Genomic DNA, 18,724 nt, shown 5'->3' on the forward strand with positions numbered 1-18,724 from the left:
CTCACAAAGGTTCAATAAGGTGTACTGGCACATTTTCTTTTGTTAGATAATTTCATAAGCTAAAAATCAAAAGGGCGTTAATTCCATTCGAATTAGCGCCCTTTTCGCTTGCAAAAGATGCCCTTTAAGACGCTTACTAACGCCCTTTTGAAGTCCAATAAAGCACCTTTTGCTTTACGGCTTTATAACTATTTGATTTTCTGTTGGTTGTAGAGTCGCTCTTGAACTGGGTTTTTGTATGCTTTTTAAGGTGATTTGTTTAAGGGAGTGTAATGTTTTTTCAGGGTGGGGAAATGCGAGTAGACAAGTTAACGAGTTGCTTGCTAAGAAAGACAGGATAATAGAAAGACAAAGTAACAAATGAACAAGGTTCTTTTGAGTAACAAAATTACGAGTGGACAAGTTAACGAGTGGACAAGTTAACGAGTGGACAAGTTAACGAGTTGTTTGTTCTCATTTGCTGACCTATGCACTCAAAAACTCGTCACAAAAACGTTCTTATGTTACTCTGTCTTTCTATTACCCTGTCTACAAACAACTTGTAAACTCAGCACTCATAAAATCATCAACTCAACATAAAAAATGACGTAAAAACAGTAATAGATTGTTCTTTCAATATTTTTTTACTACTTTTGTACCTTAGTATAATATATGCTTTATGAACCTAATATAAAAATACTATGTAATATGATAATGGTAAAATCTTTACATTCAATTTTGCAGTTCACACCTATAAGTTTTATATTTCTTTTACTATCGAGCCAGCCTATGTATGCCCAGCAATGGCAGCTGAAGGGGAGGTTGGTGGAGAAGGTAGACAGGACTACTCCTTTGGATGCCGCTGAGATATTAGTAAGCCCTCTTGGCGGGGATGTCACTTCCAGCAGCTTATCGGATGAAGAAGGCAGGTTTGCTCTTTCGCTTTCTTCGGGCAAGTATGTGTTCAGATACCGACAGTTGGGCGATATTCTTAAGACCGACACCCTCGATGTGCAAGCCGACACCGATTTGGGTGATATTCCTTTAGAAATAAAGAAATACACAATGAAGGAGGTTACGGTTACCTCTCAGCGCAGAATGCTTAGTCAGAAAGCCGGAAAACTTGTATATTTAGTTCAGAACAGTCCTTTTGCCCAGGGGTTCAGTACACGCGATTTACTTCATAATATCCCTCGCATAGACCCGACAAGCGAGGAGATAAAGATAATAGGAAAGAGCAATGTTCTTGTATTGGTGGACGGACACAGGGTTAATTTGGAGGGAAAGGATTTGGATATGTATTTGCGTACGTTACCCTCTGAGAACATTAGTAAAATAGAACTCATTACAAATCCTTCTGCCAGATTTGATGCTGCGGGTAACAGCGGAGTGCTGAACATTATCCTAAAAAGCAAGCCGGTAGGTTTTGATGGAAAAATTCACACCTTGCTGACACAACGCACTCATTTTGCAGCCGAGGAGGGAGCTGACTTGTCGTTCTCATCAGGTAATTTTTCGGTAGAGTACAAAGTCGACAACTCCAACGAAAAACGCCCTCAGAAGATGAAAAGCTCTTACATCTATCCGACATACACACGTGTTACGAACGATTATGCTCTTAACCGCTATGACATATTGAGCCAGAATCTTAATAGCAGCTATCAAATAGGGCATGTAAAAATAGGATTCTTTTCCACTCTCAATCGTTCTCGTAATAAGGGCTTTCACAAGGGCGAAATGAACTTCAGTGATGGTTCTTATCCGTCGAACACCTATTCGGAGCAGACTCACGACAAGTATCGTTTGGAAACGATTTCCCCTTATGTGGAATGGAAGCTGGACAGCATAGGTAAGAAGCTAACGCTGAATTATAATTACATTCATTTAAGCGATGATGTCAACCAGGTGTACGATTCTGGCTCGGCTCACCCCTTTTCGAGCAGTTGGGACAATTACAGCAATGTGGTGAATACTCTCAGCGCAGACTTAAACCTTCCCTTTACGTGGCTGAACTTTGAGGTGGGTGGCAAGTACTCCCATTTCAGAACGAACAACATTTCGGATTACGGAGGCAGCAATGGTTTCTTGTTCAAAGAAACAATAACGGCCCTCTATGCAGATGTTCACCGGAACTTTGGTCCTTTTTATGCCAAGGCAGGGTTGCGCTATGAGCATACAAGCAATAATGGGATAACGCTTGGCGGTTTAACCGTTTCCAATAAATATCATCATTGGTTTCCGTTCGCAGAGTTTTCCTATAATCCTTCCGACGACCATTCCTTCTCTTTAGGATATAGCAAGCGAATCAACCGGCCAAGTATGAACAATATGGATCCGACAAAGGTTTATCGCGACACTTATTCTTACTCGGAAGGAAACGACAGGCTTGTTCCGTCCATCATGGATAATTTAGAGTTTAACTATGTCTTTAAGGGAAACCTTAATGTAGATTTGTACTACTATCACACTTCTGACGCCATACAGAGCCTGATACAAGTGGTTGATGATTTATATACCAAGTACTATCCCAAGAACTGCCTAACCATAAACACCTACGGCGGAGATGTTAGTTATAATTTCTCGTGGGGTAAATTCAACTTGTATACAAGTGCTTCTATGTACTATCTGAAGGCCAAGTCTATGGCAGAAGAACTGGATGATTCGGATTTGAAGAGCTTGAACACGACTCTCTCTGCAAATCTTAGTTATCGCTACAAGGCTATGACCATTTTTGCAAATTATTATCATGTATTTCCGGGAGTGGAAGAATCTTTTCATACTGGGAATATCGATTGCTTAGGTTTGGGCTGCAAAATCAATCTCCTAAAGAATAAGCTCTTGCTGAATGTTCTGGCGCAGGATATCTTTGGAGGTACCAAAGCTCATAACCGAGTGGCATACAACGATTATATGTTCAGAAATAACATAGATAATGACAATACTTCGTTACGTGTAGGGTTAACGTATAATTTTGGAAAGCATAAAGCCAAACGAACGGATGTAAATATCAATAACAGCGAAATGAATCGCCTGCCGGATATTAAGAAATAAAATAAGAGAGATGAAAATTATTCAAAGTTTTTGGACTGACAATAAAAGTTAGCAAGTAAACGAGTTGCTTGTGCAGGATTTCTGTTTTAATGTTCTGTGTCATCTATAACCTTTAGGTTTCTGTGCGTCCTATGGACTCTGTTCTTCTGTACTATCTGTGAGAAAATAAAGAAATTGATCAGCCTTCGTACTCTCCTTTTCTCCGTGTGGCGTACTCTCTCCCCACTGTTAATTATGTGTAAATGTGTCATAAATGTTGCAATAACTTGTTTTTTGAATATTTTTTGCTAAATTTGCAACTTAATATAATATGTATGTATTGTAAGTTTGTTAAATTAATAGATGTTTTCATACTATGACTTTGTATAATGGCTAAGTGTGAAGGCGCAAGAGAGCGTTTTTGTTTGTCCTTTAATAGGAAAGAAAAGAGTTTTAATAACCGCATTAAATAATATCAGACTAAATATAACAATGTTCTATGAGAAAAAAGTTACTTATGTGTTTTGCCATGCTGTTTATGTGCATAAGCACGGCATTGGCACAAACTAAAATTTCGGGTACTGTAGTGGCTGCCGACGATAACGAACCCGTTATCGGTGCTACCATTATGGTAGTGGGCACCAAGTCGGGTGCAGTAACCGATGTTGATGGTAAGTTCTCGCTTACCACTGACGTCGCTAATCCTCAGATTACTGTGGGCTACATCGGTATGGCATCGCAGACACTGAAGGGTACTACCGACATGAAGGTGGTGCTAAAGTCAAGCACTCAGACACTGAACGAGGTTGTTGTGACGGGTCTTACCCGCACCGACCGCCGTTTGTTTACGGGTGCTACCGACAAGGTTGATGCTGAGAAGGCACGCCTGAGTGGTGTGGCAGATATCAGCCGTTCGCTTGAAGGTCAGGCAGCGGGTGTGTCTGTGCAGAACGTCAGTGGAACCTTCGGTACGTCACCAAAGATTCGCATTCGTGGTGCCACCTCTATCTATGGTAGCAGTAAGCCACTTTGGGTTGTCGATGGTGTCATCATGGAAGACGCAGCCAATGTCGGTGCCGACGACTTGGCATCAGGTAATCCAGAGACCCTTATCTCTTCTGCGATAGCTGGTCTTAATGCCGACGACATCGAGAGTTTCCAGATTTTGAAGGACGGTTCAGCCACTTCTATCTATGGTGCGCGCGCGATGGCAGGTGTGATTGTCGTTACTACGAAGAAAGGAAAGCAAGGACAGGCACACATCAGTTATACTGGTGAGTTCACCTCTCGTCTCGTTCCCTCTTATAGCAACTTCGATATCCTCGATTCAAAGGAGCAGATGGGTATCTACAGAGAGTTAGCAGATAAAGGATGGTTGAACTTCTCTGAGGTACTCAATGGTAGCGAGTATGGTGTATATGGAAAGATGTACGAGCTGATTAACACGTATAATGCACGTACAGGGCGTTTTGCTTTAGAGAACACCACAGAGGCTCGCAACCGCTATCTACAGCGTGCAGAGTTCCGCAATACCAACTGGTTTAAGGAGTTGTTCTCATCTAACATTATGCAAAGCCACTCTATCAGCTTGAGCGGTGGTACACAGAAGTCAAACTACTATGCATCGTTCAGTGCGTTGTTAGACCCAGGATGGTATAAGCAGAGTAGCGTAAACCGTTATACGCTCAATGTGAACCTCACACAGCATTTGTCAGACAAGCTGTCGTTGAACCTCATTGGTGGTGCCGCTTATCGTAAGCAGCGTGCGCCAGGAACACTTGGTCAGGACGTTGACGTCGTAGGTGGTGAGGTGAAGCGTGACTTCGATATCAACCCATATTCCTACGCAAGTAACACCTCACGTGTACTTGATCCGTCAGCAACCTACGTAGCGAATTATGCACCATTCAACATCTTCAATGAGTTGAATAACAACTATATCGACCTCAACACCCTCGATGCTCGTTTCCAATTGGAATTGAAGTATAAGCCTATCCAAGGTCTGGAGCTGTCAGTCTTGGGTGCATTTAAGTATATGGCTTCAACACAGGAGCATTTTGTGAAGGATAATTCAAATCAGGCATTGGCTTATCGTGCGATGTCAAACGGAATTATCCGCGATGCCAACAAGTATCTTTATAAGGACCCTAATAACCCTTACGTATTGCCAATGACCGTATTGCCATATGGTGGTTTGTATCATAAGGGCGACAACCGCATGAGCGATTATGATATTCGTGCAACGGCAAACTATAGTCACACCTTTGCCGACAAGCATATCGTAAACCTCTTTGGTGGTATGGAATTGAAGAGCATCGAACGTCAGCGTAATGCCTTCGAGGGTGCTGGTCTGCGTTATGATGCAGGTATGGTACCGTTCTATATCTATCAGTATTTCAAGCGAGCATTGGAGTCGGGCAATACCTATTATACTATTAACCCAACCAACTCACGCAGTGTAGCCTTCTATGGTAACACTACTTACAGCTATCAGGGTCGTTACGTCTTTAATGGTACACTTCGTTATGAAGGTTCAAACCAGATGGGTCGTAACTCAAGCGCACGCTGGATGCCTACATGGAACGTGTCTGGTGCATGGAACGTACATGAGGAGAACTGGTTTAACAAGCTCTCTCCATTAAACAAACTTACCCTGCGTGCCTCTTACAGTCTTACGGGTACACCTCCAGATGCGTCTTATAGTAACTCAACCGCTATCATCACCGCTTCAACTCCTTTCCGTCTCTTTGCAGAAGATCAGGAGCCACAGCTTGAATTGAGCGAGTTGGCAAACTCAACCCTTACTTATGAGAAGAAGAACGAGTTGAATCTTGGCTTCGATGCCTCACTGTGGAACAACCGTTTGGGTATCACCTTCGACTACTATACACGTAGAAACTTCGACGAGATTGGTCCGATGGTAACAGCAGGTTTGGGTGGTGAGATTATCCGTGCTGCCAACGTTGCCGAGATGAATTCTAATGGTCTTGAGTTGAGTATCTCTTCTGTTAACATTAAGAAGAAGAACTTCTCTTGGACAACTAACTTCATCTACTCTTACGCAACGACCGAGATAACAAAGCTTTTCAATCAAGGTAACGTGATGAGTCTTGTGAGTGGTAACGGTTTTGCGAAGAAGGGTTATCCTGCTCGTGCCTTGTTCTCAATCCCATTCATGGGCTTGAATAGCGAGGGTATGCCAATGGTACTCAACGAGAAAGGTCAGGTGACAACCGACGATATCAACTTCCAAGAGCGTACAAAGACCGACTTCTTGAAGTATGAAGGTCCTACCGACCCACCACATACAGGTTCGCTTGGCAATATGTTTACCTATCGTGGTTTCCGTCTGAACGTGTTCTTCACTTATGCCTTCGGTAATGTAGTACGCCTTGATCCTAAGTTCCGTGCACGTTATAACGATCTCGTTTCAATGACCAACGCATTCAAGAACCGTTGGATGGCAGCAGGTGAGGAGAAAGAAACCAACGTTCCGGGTATCCTTTCAAAGAGCCAGTATATGGCAAACACCAATGTTCGCTTGGGTTACAACGCTTACAACTACAGCGATGCACGTATTGCAAAGGGCGACTTCATCCGCCTCAAAGAGATTTCTTTAGGCTATGACTTCCCTGCGCAGATGTTCCAGAGCAGCATGATCAAGAACGTATCGTTGAAGCTTCAAGCTACCAACCTCTTCCTTCTCTATGCTGACAAGCGACTCAATGGTCAGGACCCAGAGTTCTATAATGTGGGTGGTGTTGCATCGCCTATGCCAAAACAATTTACGCTAACAGTAAAACTTGGACTTTAAAACTTATGAAGATGAAAGTCAAAAAATATATTATATACTTGCCAGTGGCTGCGATTTCGCTTGCACTTACATCGTGTAACGATTTCCTTAACAAGTATCCAGACAGTCGCATGGACCTCAAGAACCCTACGGAGGTGAGCCAGTTGTTGGTGAGTGCTTATCCACAGGCGCACCCAGCTTACCTCACTGAGATGTATTCGGACAATACTGACGAGCAGTTGCATAGTACTTGGAGTGCGTTCGACCGTTTCCAAGAGCAGGCTTATCAGTGGAAAGATATTGACGATGTGAGCAATACCGAGACACCTTATCAGCTCTGGTCAGCGCATTATGCAGCTATATCAGCTTGTAATGAGGCAATTGAATACATTGAGCGTACTGTCAAGGATGCGCAGTCAGAGGAAGACTATCGTGCACAGTTGGGCGAGGCTTTGCTTTGTAGAGCGTTCTCAATGTTTCAGTTGTCAACCGTCTTCTGTCAGGCTTACGAAAAGACTACGGCTGCCAAAGAGTTGGGTTTGCCTTATCCAACAGAGCCAGAGAAGGTTGTTGGTAGATTGATAGAGCGTGGTACATTAGCTGAGCTTTATCAGAAGATTGAGGCAGATATGTTGAAGGGTATTGCCCTTGTCGGTACAAAGTATGCAAAGCCAAAGTTCCACTTCACCAAGCAGGCGGCTTATGCTTTCGCAACTCGCTTCTATCTCTATGCACAGCAGTATGACAAGGCTGTGAAGTATGCTGATATGGTATTGGGCAATCAGCCAGCAGACATTCTCCGCAACTGGGCAGAATGGAACCGCTTGGGTCCAAGTGGTAACGTACAGCCAAACGCCTTTGTGAATGCAAGTAACAATGCGAACATCATGTTGTTGCCAGTTCCTTCACAGTGGGGTGTTATCAGTATTCCTATTCAGGCTGGTAGCAAGTATGCACATGGCGAATTGATTAGCAAGAACGAAACTCTGCAGGCTCCGGGTCCATGGGGTGACAGCGGTTCAAGTTTGAACTATACCGTTCTATATAATAATGGTGTATCAAAGTATTGCTTGCGCAAAATCCCTTACGTTCCTAAGGTCATCGACGCAACTGCGGAGATTGGAGTACCTTACGGAGAGTATGCAGTGTTCAGCACAGACATCACCTTGCTTGAGCGTGCAGAGGCTTATGCCCTCTTAGGTCAATATGACAAGGCTTTGAAGGACATCAACACCGAGTTGACTGTCTTCTCAAAGAATAGAAAGCAACTCACACTTGCAGACATTCAAGACTTCTATGGTTCAATGGCTTATTACACACCAACAAAGCCAACACCAAAGAAGAAACTCAATCCATTGTTCACTGTTGAGGCAACCACACAGGAACCTCTCTTGCAGTGTCTCTTACAGTTGAAGCGATTAGTTACCATCCATGAGGGTTTCCGTCTGCAGGATGTTAAGCGTTATGGTATAACAATGTATCGTAGAAAGGTTGATGTGCAGTCAAACGTTACTGCCGTAACCGACTCTATGAAGGTTGGCGACCCACGTTTGGCTATTCAGTTGCCACAGGACGTCATCACAGCAGGTGTGAAACCTAATCCACGTAATAATTAAAACGATAGGTTATGAAAAAGTATTTATATTTGGTTGCAATCGCTCTTGTCAGCTGTGGCGCAATCTTGTCTTCATGTAGTGATGACAAGATAAGCGGTGACTCTATCTTCTCTACAAAGGCTGTGGAGCGCAATGCCTTCGACCAGTGGTTGTATAAGAACTACACCATGCCTTATAATATAGACTTCCAATATCGTCTGAAAACAGAGGAGACCGAGCAGGCTTATAACTTTGTTCCTGCCGACTCTGCAAAGACGGTGAAGTTAGCAATCCTCACAAAGTATATGTGGTTTGATGCTTATGCAGAGACCGTCGGACTTGACTTCATCAAGGAGAATGCCCCACGTATCATCTTAGTGACTGGTACTCCGGGTTACACACGTTATCGCACGGAGGTAGTTGGTAGTGCTGAGGGTGGTTATAAGGTAAGATTAGGTAAGGTAAATGCCCTTACCGATGACCAGCTGAAGGACTATGGTAGTATGAATAACTACTATTTCCACACGATGCACCATGAGTTCATGCACATTCTTAATCAGAAGAAGCCTTACGATGAGTCGTATGATAACATCTCACGCTCTGACTACGTAAGTGGTAACTGGACTTCTATTCCTGACAAGAAGGCGCAGAGCATGGGCTTCGTTTCGGCTTACTCTATGGAGAATCCTGCTGAGGATATTGCCGAACTTTACTCTATCTACGTGACCAGTACGCCAGAGGATTGGGCTACAATCATGAAGAATGCGGGTAACAAGGGCGGTACGATTATCAACAAAAAGCTGAAGATTATTCGCGAGTACATGAGCAATTCATGGAATGTTGACATCGAACTGCTGCGCAATGCGATCCTCAGAAGAGGTGGAAAGATTGGTACACTCGATTTGAACACGCTCAACTAATAGAGCAGTGAGTGTACATATTATCAATAAATAATTAAACAAGGGTTGCTGACTTAGGATGAGCTTTCCCATGCAAGTACATGAGGTGAGAATAAAGAACTAAGTTCAGAACCTGATAAAAATAAATGAATACGCAAATGAAAAAGGTATATTTACTATTCATGGCTATCGTACTGACACTTTCTTTGCAATCGTGTCTACATGACGATAAGACCACTTTCGACCTCCCTGCGGCTGAGCGAATTGAGAAGAAGGTTGCTGACTATAAGGCACTTTTAGAGTCGTCAGAGGAAGGTTGGGTAATGCAGTATTATACGGGAAAGAACTATAGCTACGGTGGTTATACGCTGTTGCTGAAGTTCAAGAATGGTCATGTTACCGCTATGGGTGACGTGAAGGATGTTGAAGCAAAGGCTACTTCGGGCTACGATGTAGTGAAAGACTTGGGTCCTACCTTGTCGTTCAATGAGTATAACGCAGTGATTCACCCATTGGCTGAGACTTGGTTGGGTAGTCCTGATGGTGCGCAGGGCGACTATGAGTTCTCTATCCTCCGTGCAACCAACGACAGCATCTTCCTGAAAGGACGTAAGTGGCACAATGAGATGGTGCTTACTCGTCTGCCAAAGGGTACTAACTGGGAGGAGTATATGCTCGGTCTTGTGACTGTGATGGGGGGTATGAATGTCGAGACCTACGACTTCGTTTTGGGTAATGACACCTTAGGACAGGGAACACTCACGCAGGAGGTTAGACGTCTTACTGTTACCTTGGGCGATAAGAAGTGGGAGATGCCTTATTGTACGACCAATACAGGTATCGTTCTTCGTGAACCTATCGTCATCGGTAACAAGAAGTATCAGCACTTTACATGGAATGATGCCGACCACTCGCTGACACAAGACGACCTTAAAATCATTCAGTTCTTGCCTAAGAGTCATAAGAATATCGACTTCTGGATTGGTGAATGGCAACTCAAGACGAACCTGCGTAAGCGTATCAAGCTTACCTTGGAGATGGGTTCTGTGGCAAATACGCTGAAGGGTAAGTTGAATATTAATAATATCAACTATGAGATTCTCTTGACTTACGACCCTGCTACGGGCCACCTCGAGCTTCCTGGACAGCCAGTGACCGACCCTACTTATAAGTATCCTGCGGGTATCGTAATGATTCCAGCATCGCAGAAGGAGGGCAAACTCTTCGGTGAAGGAAAGGGTAGCTTGTTCTTCACATGGGATGAAGATATGCAGCGTGCTAAGGCTGAAGACAGTGGTCAGATTACAGGACATGCTGTAGACTCCTTCTTCGGTGTGGCTTATGGCGAAGATCTCCAGCCTGTCACCGATGCTCAAGGCAACTACGTATTTGCCTTCACATTGCCAAATATCCAGTACATGACGAAAATTAATTAATTATGAAGAAGTATATTTCAATATTCATGCTCGTTGCAGCTGCCGTTCTTGGGACGGCATGCAGCAACGATAATAACGAACTGCCTGAGTATGCTGCGGGATTGAAGGTCGTAAAGGCGCAGACGGCGTTCAACGTGATTGGTGGTACGAATGAGGTGAAGATGGCTTCTGAACCTGCTCAAGCTTATGCGCAGGATGCGTGGCTGACGGTTACGAAGAAAGCTGAGACACTTATGTTGACTGCAGCGACAAATACCAGCCCACAGTCGCGTAACACGCTCCTCGTTATTAAGAACCTTCAGGGCGACTCTATCACCCTTAACGTTCAGCAGGAGGGTGTCACCTTCGGTCTGCCTGCTGGTGAGGATATCTTCACCGATGACAAGGCTATTCAGAAGACGCTCATCGCTACGGCTAACGTTCCTGTCACCTATGTTACTACGGGCGACTGGATTACCGTTGAGCAGAAAGGTAACGAAGTAGGCGTAAAGGTGGCTGAGAACACAACGGGTAAGGCACGTGTAGGCTGGGTTATCGCTAAGGCTGTGGGCTTAGTTGACTCGTTGAAGGTGGTTCAGGCTTCATTGGCAGACTTCGTTGGCGAATACAAGCAGACAGCAAAGATGCGTAATGCTGACCGTACTTTGTCTAAGAAGACTTCTGACGTGCGTATCGAGGCTGCAGCTGGTACCAACAAGGCTAACTTCATCGTTGATAACAAATACACGTGGGCAGTAGACTTCATTCCTGGTAAGGGTTTCAAGATGACCAATGGTAAGGTCGTTGCTAAGAACGAGGTGCAGACTGGTGTTTACGAATACCTTATCTCTGTCATCGTTGCCGACGACTTCAGTAAGGAGCATGAGACAGCCATCAATGGTACGCAGGAGAGCATCCTCTTAGCGATTGACGATGCTGGCAACCTCGTCTTCAAGGAAGCACAGAAACTTGCCTCTGAGCAGACCTTCTCCTCTTACGGCTGGAACCGTTTCTCCGATTCTAAACCAGTCATGGGTGCCTACCGTGGTATCGGTGAGGTCTATGTGCAGCCAAAACTTACGCGGAAGTAGGTGTTGTTCAAGTTGACGAGTTAACAAGTAGACGAGTTAACAAGTTGCTTGTGAAGGAGACAGAGTAACATGGTTAACAAGTAACTTGTTAACTCGTCTACTTGTTAACTCGTTCACTTCAAAGTAACATACGAACATATTTTAGATGACGAGTGAATGAGTTCCTAACTTGTTCACTCGTTTTCTTTTTGCTATCATCTATTTTCCTTTATCACAAACATCTTGTCCACCCGTTCACTTGTTTAACTCGTCCACTTGCCCCCTTATTCACTCGTTTTCTTTTTGCTATCATCTATTATCCTTTTTCACAAGCATCTTGTCCACTCGTCCACTTTGTTCACTCGTCCACTTGCCCCCTTAACAACCTTCAAATTCTTTCCAATGTTTGCAGAATTGGAAAGAATTGGAGTGAATTGGAAAGGTTGATTACTTGAAATATAATTTATAATTACTATTTTAATTCAGAATTCATAATCCATAATTATGATTACCGATATAGTGACAGTTCAAAGCTCAAGGGTTAAAACATAATTCATACAATTAACTACGAATTACGCGAATGACACGAATTATATAGCAATAAGTTTAGCGTAATTAGTGAAATTCGTAGTCATTAATGGTACATATCATAAAGTTCAATGTTCAAACCTCAATGTTCAAAGGATAAAAATCATTAGCGTAATTAGTGAAATTCGTAGTCATTAAAGGTACATATCATAAAGTTCAATGTTCAAAGTTCAAACTTCAAAGGTAAAGGAGTTCAATGTTCAAACCTCAATATTCAAAGGATAAAAATCATTAGCGTAATTTGTGAAATTCGTAGTTGGTATTACTTTGCAATACTGATAAGAAAAACCGCTATTAGACTATGAAAAAATCATTATATATTCTCGCTTAATCCCCCTTCAAAGTCACGAGAAAAGCCTCTTTAAAAATTACTCTGCAACTAACAGAGAATCAATAGTTTATAAAGTCGTAAACTAAAAGGTGCTTAATTGGATTTCAAAAGGGCGTTAGTAAGGGTCTTAAAGGGCATCTTTTGCAAGCCAAAAGGGCGTTAATTTGAACGCTATTAACACCCTTCTGATTTTCCACCTGTGAATTATCTTTACGATGGTTGACGAGTAGACATGTTAGACGAGTAGACAAGTTGCTTGCGAAGGGAGACAAAGTAACATGGTTAACAGGTAGATAAGTGAACGAGTTGCTTGTGAAGTAGACATGGTAACATGAGAACAAATCTCTTCTTTATTACAAGTAACTTGTCAACTCGTCCACTTACCTTGTTACTCTGTCTTTTTCGCAAGCAACTTGTCTACTCGTCTACTTACTATGTTACTCTGTCTTTTTCACAAGCAACTCGTTCACTTGTCCACTCGTTCACTCGTTTACTCATCACCTTGCCCCACACGCCGAGAATAGGAAGCATATTCTCCGCAAGTTTACGGAGAATAATTGCTTTTTCTCCGCAAAGACTTGGCATTATAGCAAAAAAGTTGTAAGTTTGTTGCACTAAAACAGAGGTCTATGAAGCATCAATATATATGGCAGAATACTGATTTGCGTAAGATGACATGGCAAGACAACGCCCTTAGTTCACTTATCTCCGAGGTAAGTCTTCGGCGAGGAAGCTTACTCGGTAGACTTTCTATGTTCGGATTTAAAGAGCAGGGAGAGTCTATGCTGGACTCGCTAACGGAAGAGATTATTCATTCATCTGAGATAGAAGGAGAAAGCCTTAATAGAGATAGTGTACGTTCGTCTGTCGCTCGGCAGTTAGGTCTCGCACATGATGGTTTGCCCAAAACTGACCATTATATCGAGGGTGTTGTACAAGTGATGCTCGATGCTACCCAGCATTTCCAAGAATCACTTACCAAAGAGAGACTCTTTGGCTGGCATTCTGCCCTATTCCCAACAGGATATAGTGGAATATATAAGATTACTGTGGGCGATTGGCGAAAAGGTAAAGAGGCGATGCAGGTAGTGTCGGGAGCTATGGGGCGACAGAAAGTGCATTATGAAGCGCCACCAAGTAGTGATGTGCCACGGCTGATGAGACAGCTATTGGCATGGATTGACGACGCAACACTTGGTATTGACCCATTAATAAAGGCGGCAGTAGCCCACCTCTGGTTTGTCACGATTCACCCTTTCGACGATGGTAACGGACGACTCTGCCGTACGGTAACTGAGATGTTACTATCAAGGGCTGACAATACCTCACAAAGATATTACAGCCTTTCGTCTGAGATTCTCAATCATCGAAAAGACTACTATACACAATTAGAGAAGGCACAACACGGCGGATTAGACATCACAGAATGGATTGTATGGTTCCTTGAAACACTCCGTAAGGCTTTAGATACTGCACTTGAAAAGACGGAAGGCATCATCAGAAAGGTGCGCTTTTGGGATGAATATAAGGACCTTCAACTAAACGACCGACAAAGAAAGGTACTCAACATGCTCCTCGATGGTTTTGAAGGGAAGCTGACTTCCTCTAAGTGGTACAAGATAAATCACTGTTCGCAAGATACCGCAACTCGTGACCTCAACGACCTTGTCAAAAAGAATATATTGAAGAAAAGTAGTGAGGGAGGACGTAGCACCGCCTATGAAATGCTGATATAAGACAGAAAAGGAAAAAGAAGAAGAACAACAACGACAGCAATAAGCAGCCCCTCCCCCTTGCCCCTCCCCCAAGGGGAGGGGAGTAGAATGCGAGATACCCCTATGAATATGATGTGAATGGGTGGACGGGTAAAATGGAGTTAAAGGATCTTATACTTTGTTCACATGTTACCCTGTCTCTCTTTGCAATCAACTTGTCTATTCGTCTAACTCGTTTACCTGTCTACTTACCTTGTTACCCTGTCTTTTTCACAAGCAACTTGTTTACTCGTCTACTTGTCTACTCGTTCACTTGTTTACTTACCTTGTTACCCTGTCTTTCTTCACAAGCAACTCGTTTACTTGTCTACTCGTTCACTTGTCCACTTACTATGTTACTCTGTCTTTTTCACAAGCAACTTGTTTACTTGTCTACTTGTTCACTCGTCAACTTACCTTGTTACTTTGTCTCCCTTTGCAAGCAACTTGTCTACTCGTTCACTTGTCCACTCGTCTACCAACTGTTTATATTTGTTAAATATTAAAGTTAACATAAGTATTATTAGCATTTGAGTTGTTTGGATTATAGGTGTCATTAGACCAATCTTAGAGAAGGAATACGAGGAAAGGTGTAAATGGCTGTTTGTTAACGAGTTGTGGGAAGGGGAATGTGAAGTCTTCGACCACTGCAAGACAGTTATAGCCTAAAAACCTAAGTAAAGCGAACAAGAAGTCCCAAATAACCTATGCCTTACTAATAATAAGGTGTAACAAGATGGAATATTGACATTGCCTAAAATCACTTGAAATAAAATTAGGAAAATAAATAAATTAAAAGTTTAAAACCTAAACCTGATGAGAATCTTTAAAGAATCAAAGCAGAAGCATCTGTACTTCTCGGCTGCCTTTGCTTTATCATTAGCCATGGCACCAACAGGTGTCTACGCAGGTGTAAATGCCAATACTGCTGTGCAAGCCGTACAGCAGAATGGCACTCACAAAGTGACCGGTCGTGTCGTTGACTCAACTGGTGAACCGCTTATTGGTGCTACTATCCTCGTTGAGGGTACCACCAATGGCACAGTAACGGATATTGATGGTAACTATACCCTCAATACCACAGCTAACGCGAAGCTCGTCTTCTCTTACATCGGTTATGCTGCACAGACCATCCCTGTTGGTGGTAAGGGCACTATCGACGTGACTTTGAAGGAGGAAGCTAACACCATGAACGAGGTCGTTGTTACCGCTATGGGTATTATGCGTAAGGAGAAGTCTCTTACCTATGCTACCCAGCAGGTGAAGGCAGAAGACCTCATGAAGGTGCAGGACCCTAATGCTGCTAACTCACTCGAGGGTAAGGTTGCAGGTATTACTATTACGCCAAGTGCCGGTGGTGCCGGTGGTGCTTCAAAGATTGTTCTTCGTGGTAACCGCTCTATCCTCGGTAACAGTTCTCCTCTCATCGTTGTTGACGGTGTACCAATGAGTAACGGTATTCGTGGTCAGCAGGGTATGGGCGCTGAGGGCTTCGGTTCAACTGGAACTTCTGAGGGTTCTGACCCATTGTCATTGATTAATCCAGACGATATTGAGTCAATCAACGTCCTCAAGGGTGCTAACGCTGCTGCGCTTTATGGTTCACGTGCAGCCAATGGTGTTGTGATGATTACTACCAAACGTGGTCGTGAAGGAAAGGTAGATATCAACGTAACTTCAAATATCACTTTCGATTCACCATTGTTGACACCAAAGATTCAGAAGACTTACGGTGCTGCCTATGACCAGACAACAGGTGCATTAGCATTGAACAACTGGGGCGGTAAGCTCTCTGACCGTTCTGATAACGACCTCGTTGTACGTACTCCATTGGATGAGCGTTGGGTAGGTTATCCAGAAGAGCAGATTGGTACTGATGCTAATGGTATGCCAATCATGGCACGTCGTCATAATGTCTATCTCCGCAACCGTGCTGTTGATGATGTAGACAACTTCTTCCGTACAGGTGTGACAACTAATAACTCTATCTCACTTTCTGGTGGTACTGAGATTGCTCGCACCTATGTGTCAGTTGCAAATAGCCATGCAACAGGTATGATGCGTAACAACTCATACAACCGTAATTCTATCAGCTTCCGTCAGACATATAACTTCTTCAAGCGTCTCCACATTGATGCTTCAATGAACTATACAGAGTCTAAGACAAGGAACCGTCCCGGTGGTGGTACTGTTGGTAACCCTCTCTACCATCTCTATACTGCACCTCAGAACATTGATATGGATTACTATCGCAACCACTATATGAATGCAGAGGGTAAGTGGTTGTCAAACCCAGCTTCATATTATAAGTTGAATGGTAAGAACTTCACTTGGGCTGCAGGACAGCGTACAACCTTAACAGGTCCACAGCAGGAATGGGCATTCCTCTCGCATCCTAACAACAACCCATACTGGTTGTTGAACATGGGTAACAGTCAGCAGAAGGAGAGCCGCCTCTTCGGTACTTTGCAAGCTAATGTTGACATTTATGATGGTTTGACCTTCCAGGCACGTGTCAACTACAGCCAGATACGTTTCAAGAACCATGCAACTCGTTATGCAACCACTTTCCTTCCAGCATCTATGGAAGACTATGGTCGTCTTTGGGATTCTGACGAGAAGACAACTGAGTTCTATACCGATTACCTCTTGTCATATAACAAGACCTTTGGTGACTATTCAGTTTCTGCAACAGCAGGTTACGTAGGTCATACTGTTAAGGGTGAATCAAAGGGTACAGATGCTGTCGCAACTTACTACGACCGTCTTATGCGTAAGCTCCCAACAATGGTCAACTACTTTGAAACCAGTGCTGGTGGCTATGGTGTAACAAGCACTTCAAAGAGTTCAAACTGGGACCGCTCTTATCTCTTCACAGCACAGTTAGGTTGGAAAGAAACGGTTTACCTCGATGCTTCTTATCGTCGTGACTGGTATCGTCCATTCCGTTACTTCAAGCAGTTGGGTAAGATTGATACCGATAACTATGGCTACTTCGGTGTTGGTGCGAATGCTATCGTTAGTCAGTTGGTTAAGTTGCCAGATTGGTTTAACTTCTTGAAGTATCGTGTTTCTTACTCTTCAGTAGGTAACTCTATTCCTAACAAGGCATACGGCGCAATGAGTCGTAACCTTCAGACTGGTGCGTTGTCAGGTAATAAGCTACTCGACTTCTCACCAGTACCAGAGGAGACTGGTTCATTCGAGACAGGTATTGAGTCATTGTTCTTGAACAACCGTTTGAGCTTTGACTTCACCTTCTATAATACAATTGTGAAGAACCTCTACATGGAGTTGGGTTCTCTCGGTGGTAACACAGAGTTGCTGAATTCGGCTAAGGTCCGCAATACTGGTTTCGAGGCAACTATCGGTTATGACTTCAAGTTCGGTAGAAACTTCCGTTGGCGTACATCTTATAACCTCTCATTTAATGATAACAAGATTCTTGAGACTGGTTATGACAAGGATGGTACATCACGTAAGTATCAGCAGACGGTCGGTGAGGCTAAGGTCATCTATAAGAAGGGTGGCTCTATTGGTGACATCTATGCTGGCGATTTCCTCCGTGACGAGAAAGGACATATCAAGCTGACCGCTAAGGGTGAGCCAATGTTTGACAAGACTGGTTCTAACGATCGCTTCCTTGGCAACATGAACTCTAAGTGGCAGATGGGTTGGACCAATACCTTTAACTATAAGGAGTTCCAGCTTTCATTCCTCATCAATGGTCGTATCGGTGGTAAGGTACTCTCTCTGACAGAGGCTTATCTTGACTATATTGGTGCTTCTAAGCGTACAGCTGAGGCTCGTCTAAATGCTGAGAAGAATAACATTGTTGCTTCTGACTATGGTAATGTTCCGGGTATGGTTCTTAACGATGGTAGCGGAAGAATTGTTCCTATCCAGTCTTATTATCAGGCACTTGGTGCATCAAGCAACCCATCAAGCTATCTCTACAACGGAACAAACTTCCGTCTGCGTGAACTTTCATTGGGTTATACCTTCCGTGACCTCTTCGGTCAGAACCGTAACTTGACCCTCTCATTCATCGCTCGTAACCTGTTCTTCATCTACAAGGATGCACCAACAGACCCAGACGTATCTCTGTCTACACAGAATGGTCTCGGAGCGTTTGAGAGCTTCAATATGCCATCTTCACGCTCATTCGGTTTCTCACTGAAGGCTAACTTCTAATTGTAGAGGAGTAAAAAAGGAGTGAAAGGGAGTGAGAGACAAATGTACTATTTGGTGTCTTGCTCCCCACGTAATG

Annotated in this window: 8 protein-coding genes; all 8 read left to right on the forward strand. The window is 43.5% G+C overall.

Annotated elements, in window-relative coordinates; translation table 11 throughout:
• The first annotated feature begins 768 nt into the window (after window positions 1-768).
• The 8 genes from J4861_RS01525 to J4861_RS01560 all read left to right on the forward strand — a co-directional run bounded on the left by J4861_RS01525 (window position 769) and on the right by J4861_RS01560 (window position 18,648).
• On the forward strand, window positions 769-3,030 hold the full coding sequence (locus tag J4861_RS01525; protein WP_249110780.1) for a TonB-dependent receptor domain-containing protein: 2,262 nt from the start codon (window positions 769-771) through the stop codon (window positions 3,028-3,030).
• 478 nt (window positions 3,031-3,508) lie between these two features.
• Window positions 3,509-6,823, forward strand: a complete 3,315-nt coding sequence (locus J4861_RS01530; RefSeq protein WP_211816435.1) for a SusC/RagA family TonB-linked outer membrane protein — start codon at window positions 3,509-3,511, stop codon at window positions 6,821-6,823.
• An 11-nt stretch (window positions 6,824-6,834) separates the two neighbouring features.
• A complete protein-coding gene (locus J4861_RS01535) occupies window positions 6,835-8,418 on the forward strand; it encodes a RagB/SusD family nutrient uptake outer membrane protein (protein WP_211816436.1) in 1,584 nt (527 codons plus the stop codon).
• 11 nt (window positions 8,419-8,429) lie between these two features.
• Entirely contained in the window at window positions 8,430-9,317 is an 888-nt protein-coding gene (locus tag J4861_RS01540) for a zinc-binding metallopeptidase (protein WP_211816437.1), read from the forward strand.
• Window positions 9,318-9,454: 137 nt separating this feature from the next.
• Complete coding sequence (locus J4861_RS01545; RefSeq protein WP_249110781.1) at window positions 9,455-10,732, forward strand: DUF4302 domain-containing protein; 1,278 nt, start codon at window positions 9,455-9,457, stop codon at window positions 10,730-10,732.
• Window positions 10,733-10,734: 2 nt separating this feature from the next.
• Window positions 10,735-11,802: a BACON domain-containing protein gene (locus J4861_RS01550; protein ID WP_211816439.1), complete on the forward strand. Its 1,068-nt coding sequence runs from the start codon at window positions 10,735-10,737 to the stop codon at window positions 11,800-11,802.
• Between the two features lie 1,527 nt (window positions 11,803-13,329).
• The gene (locus J4861_RS01555) at window positions 13,330-14,436 is read left to right on the forward strand and encodes a Fic family protein (protein ID WP_211816440.1); all 1,107 of its coding nucleotides are present in this window, start codon (window positions 13,330-13,332) and stop codon (window positions 14,434-14,436) included.
• An 834-nt stretch (window positions 14,437-15,270) separates the two neighbouring features.
• The gene (locus tag J4861_RS01560; RefSeq protein WP_211816441.1) at window positions 15,271-18,648 is read left to right on the forward strand and encodes a SusC/RagA family TonB-linked outer membrane protein; all 3,378 of its coding nucleotides are present in this window, start codon (window positions 15,271-15,273) and stop codon (window positions 18,646-18,648) included.
• Window positions 18,649-18,724 lie beyond the last annotated feature (76 nt).

Source organism: Prevotella melaninogenica (assembly GCF_018127925.1).
Classification (GTDB): Bacteria; Bacteroidota; Bacteroidia; order Bacteroidales; family Bacteroidaceae; genus Prevotella; species Prevotella melaninogenica_C.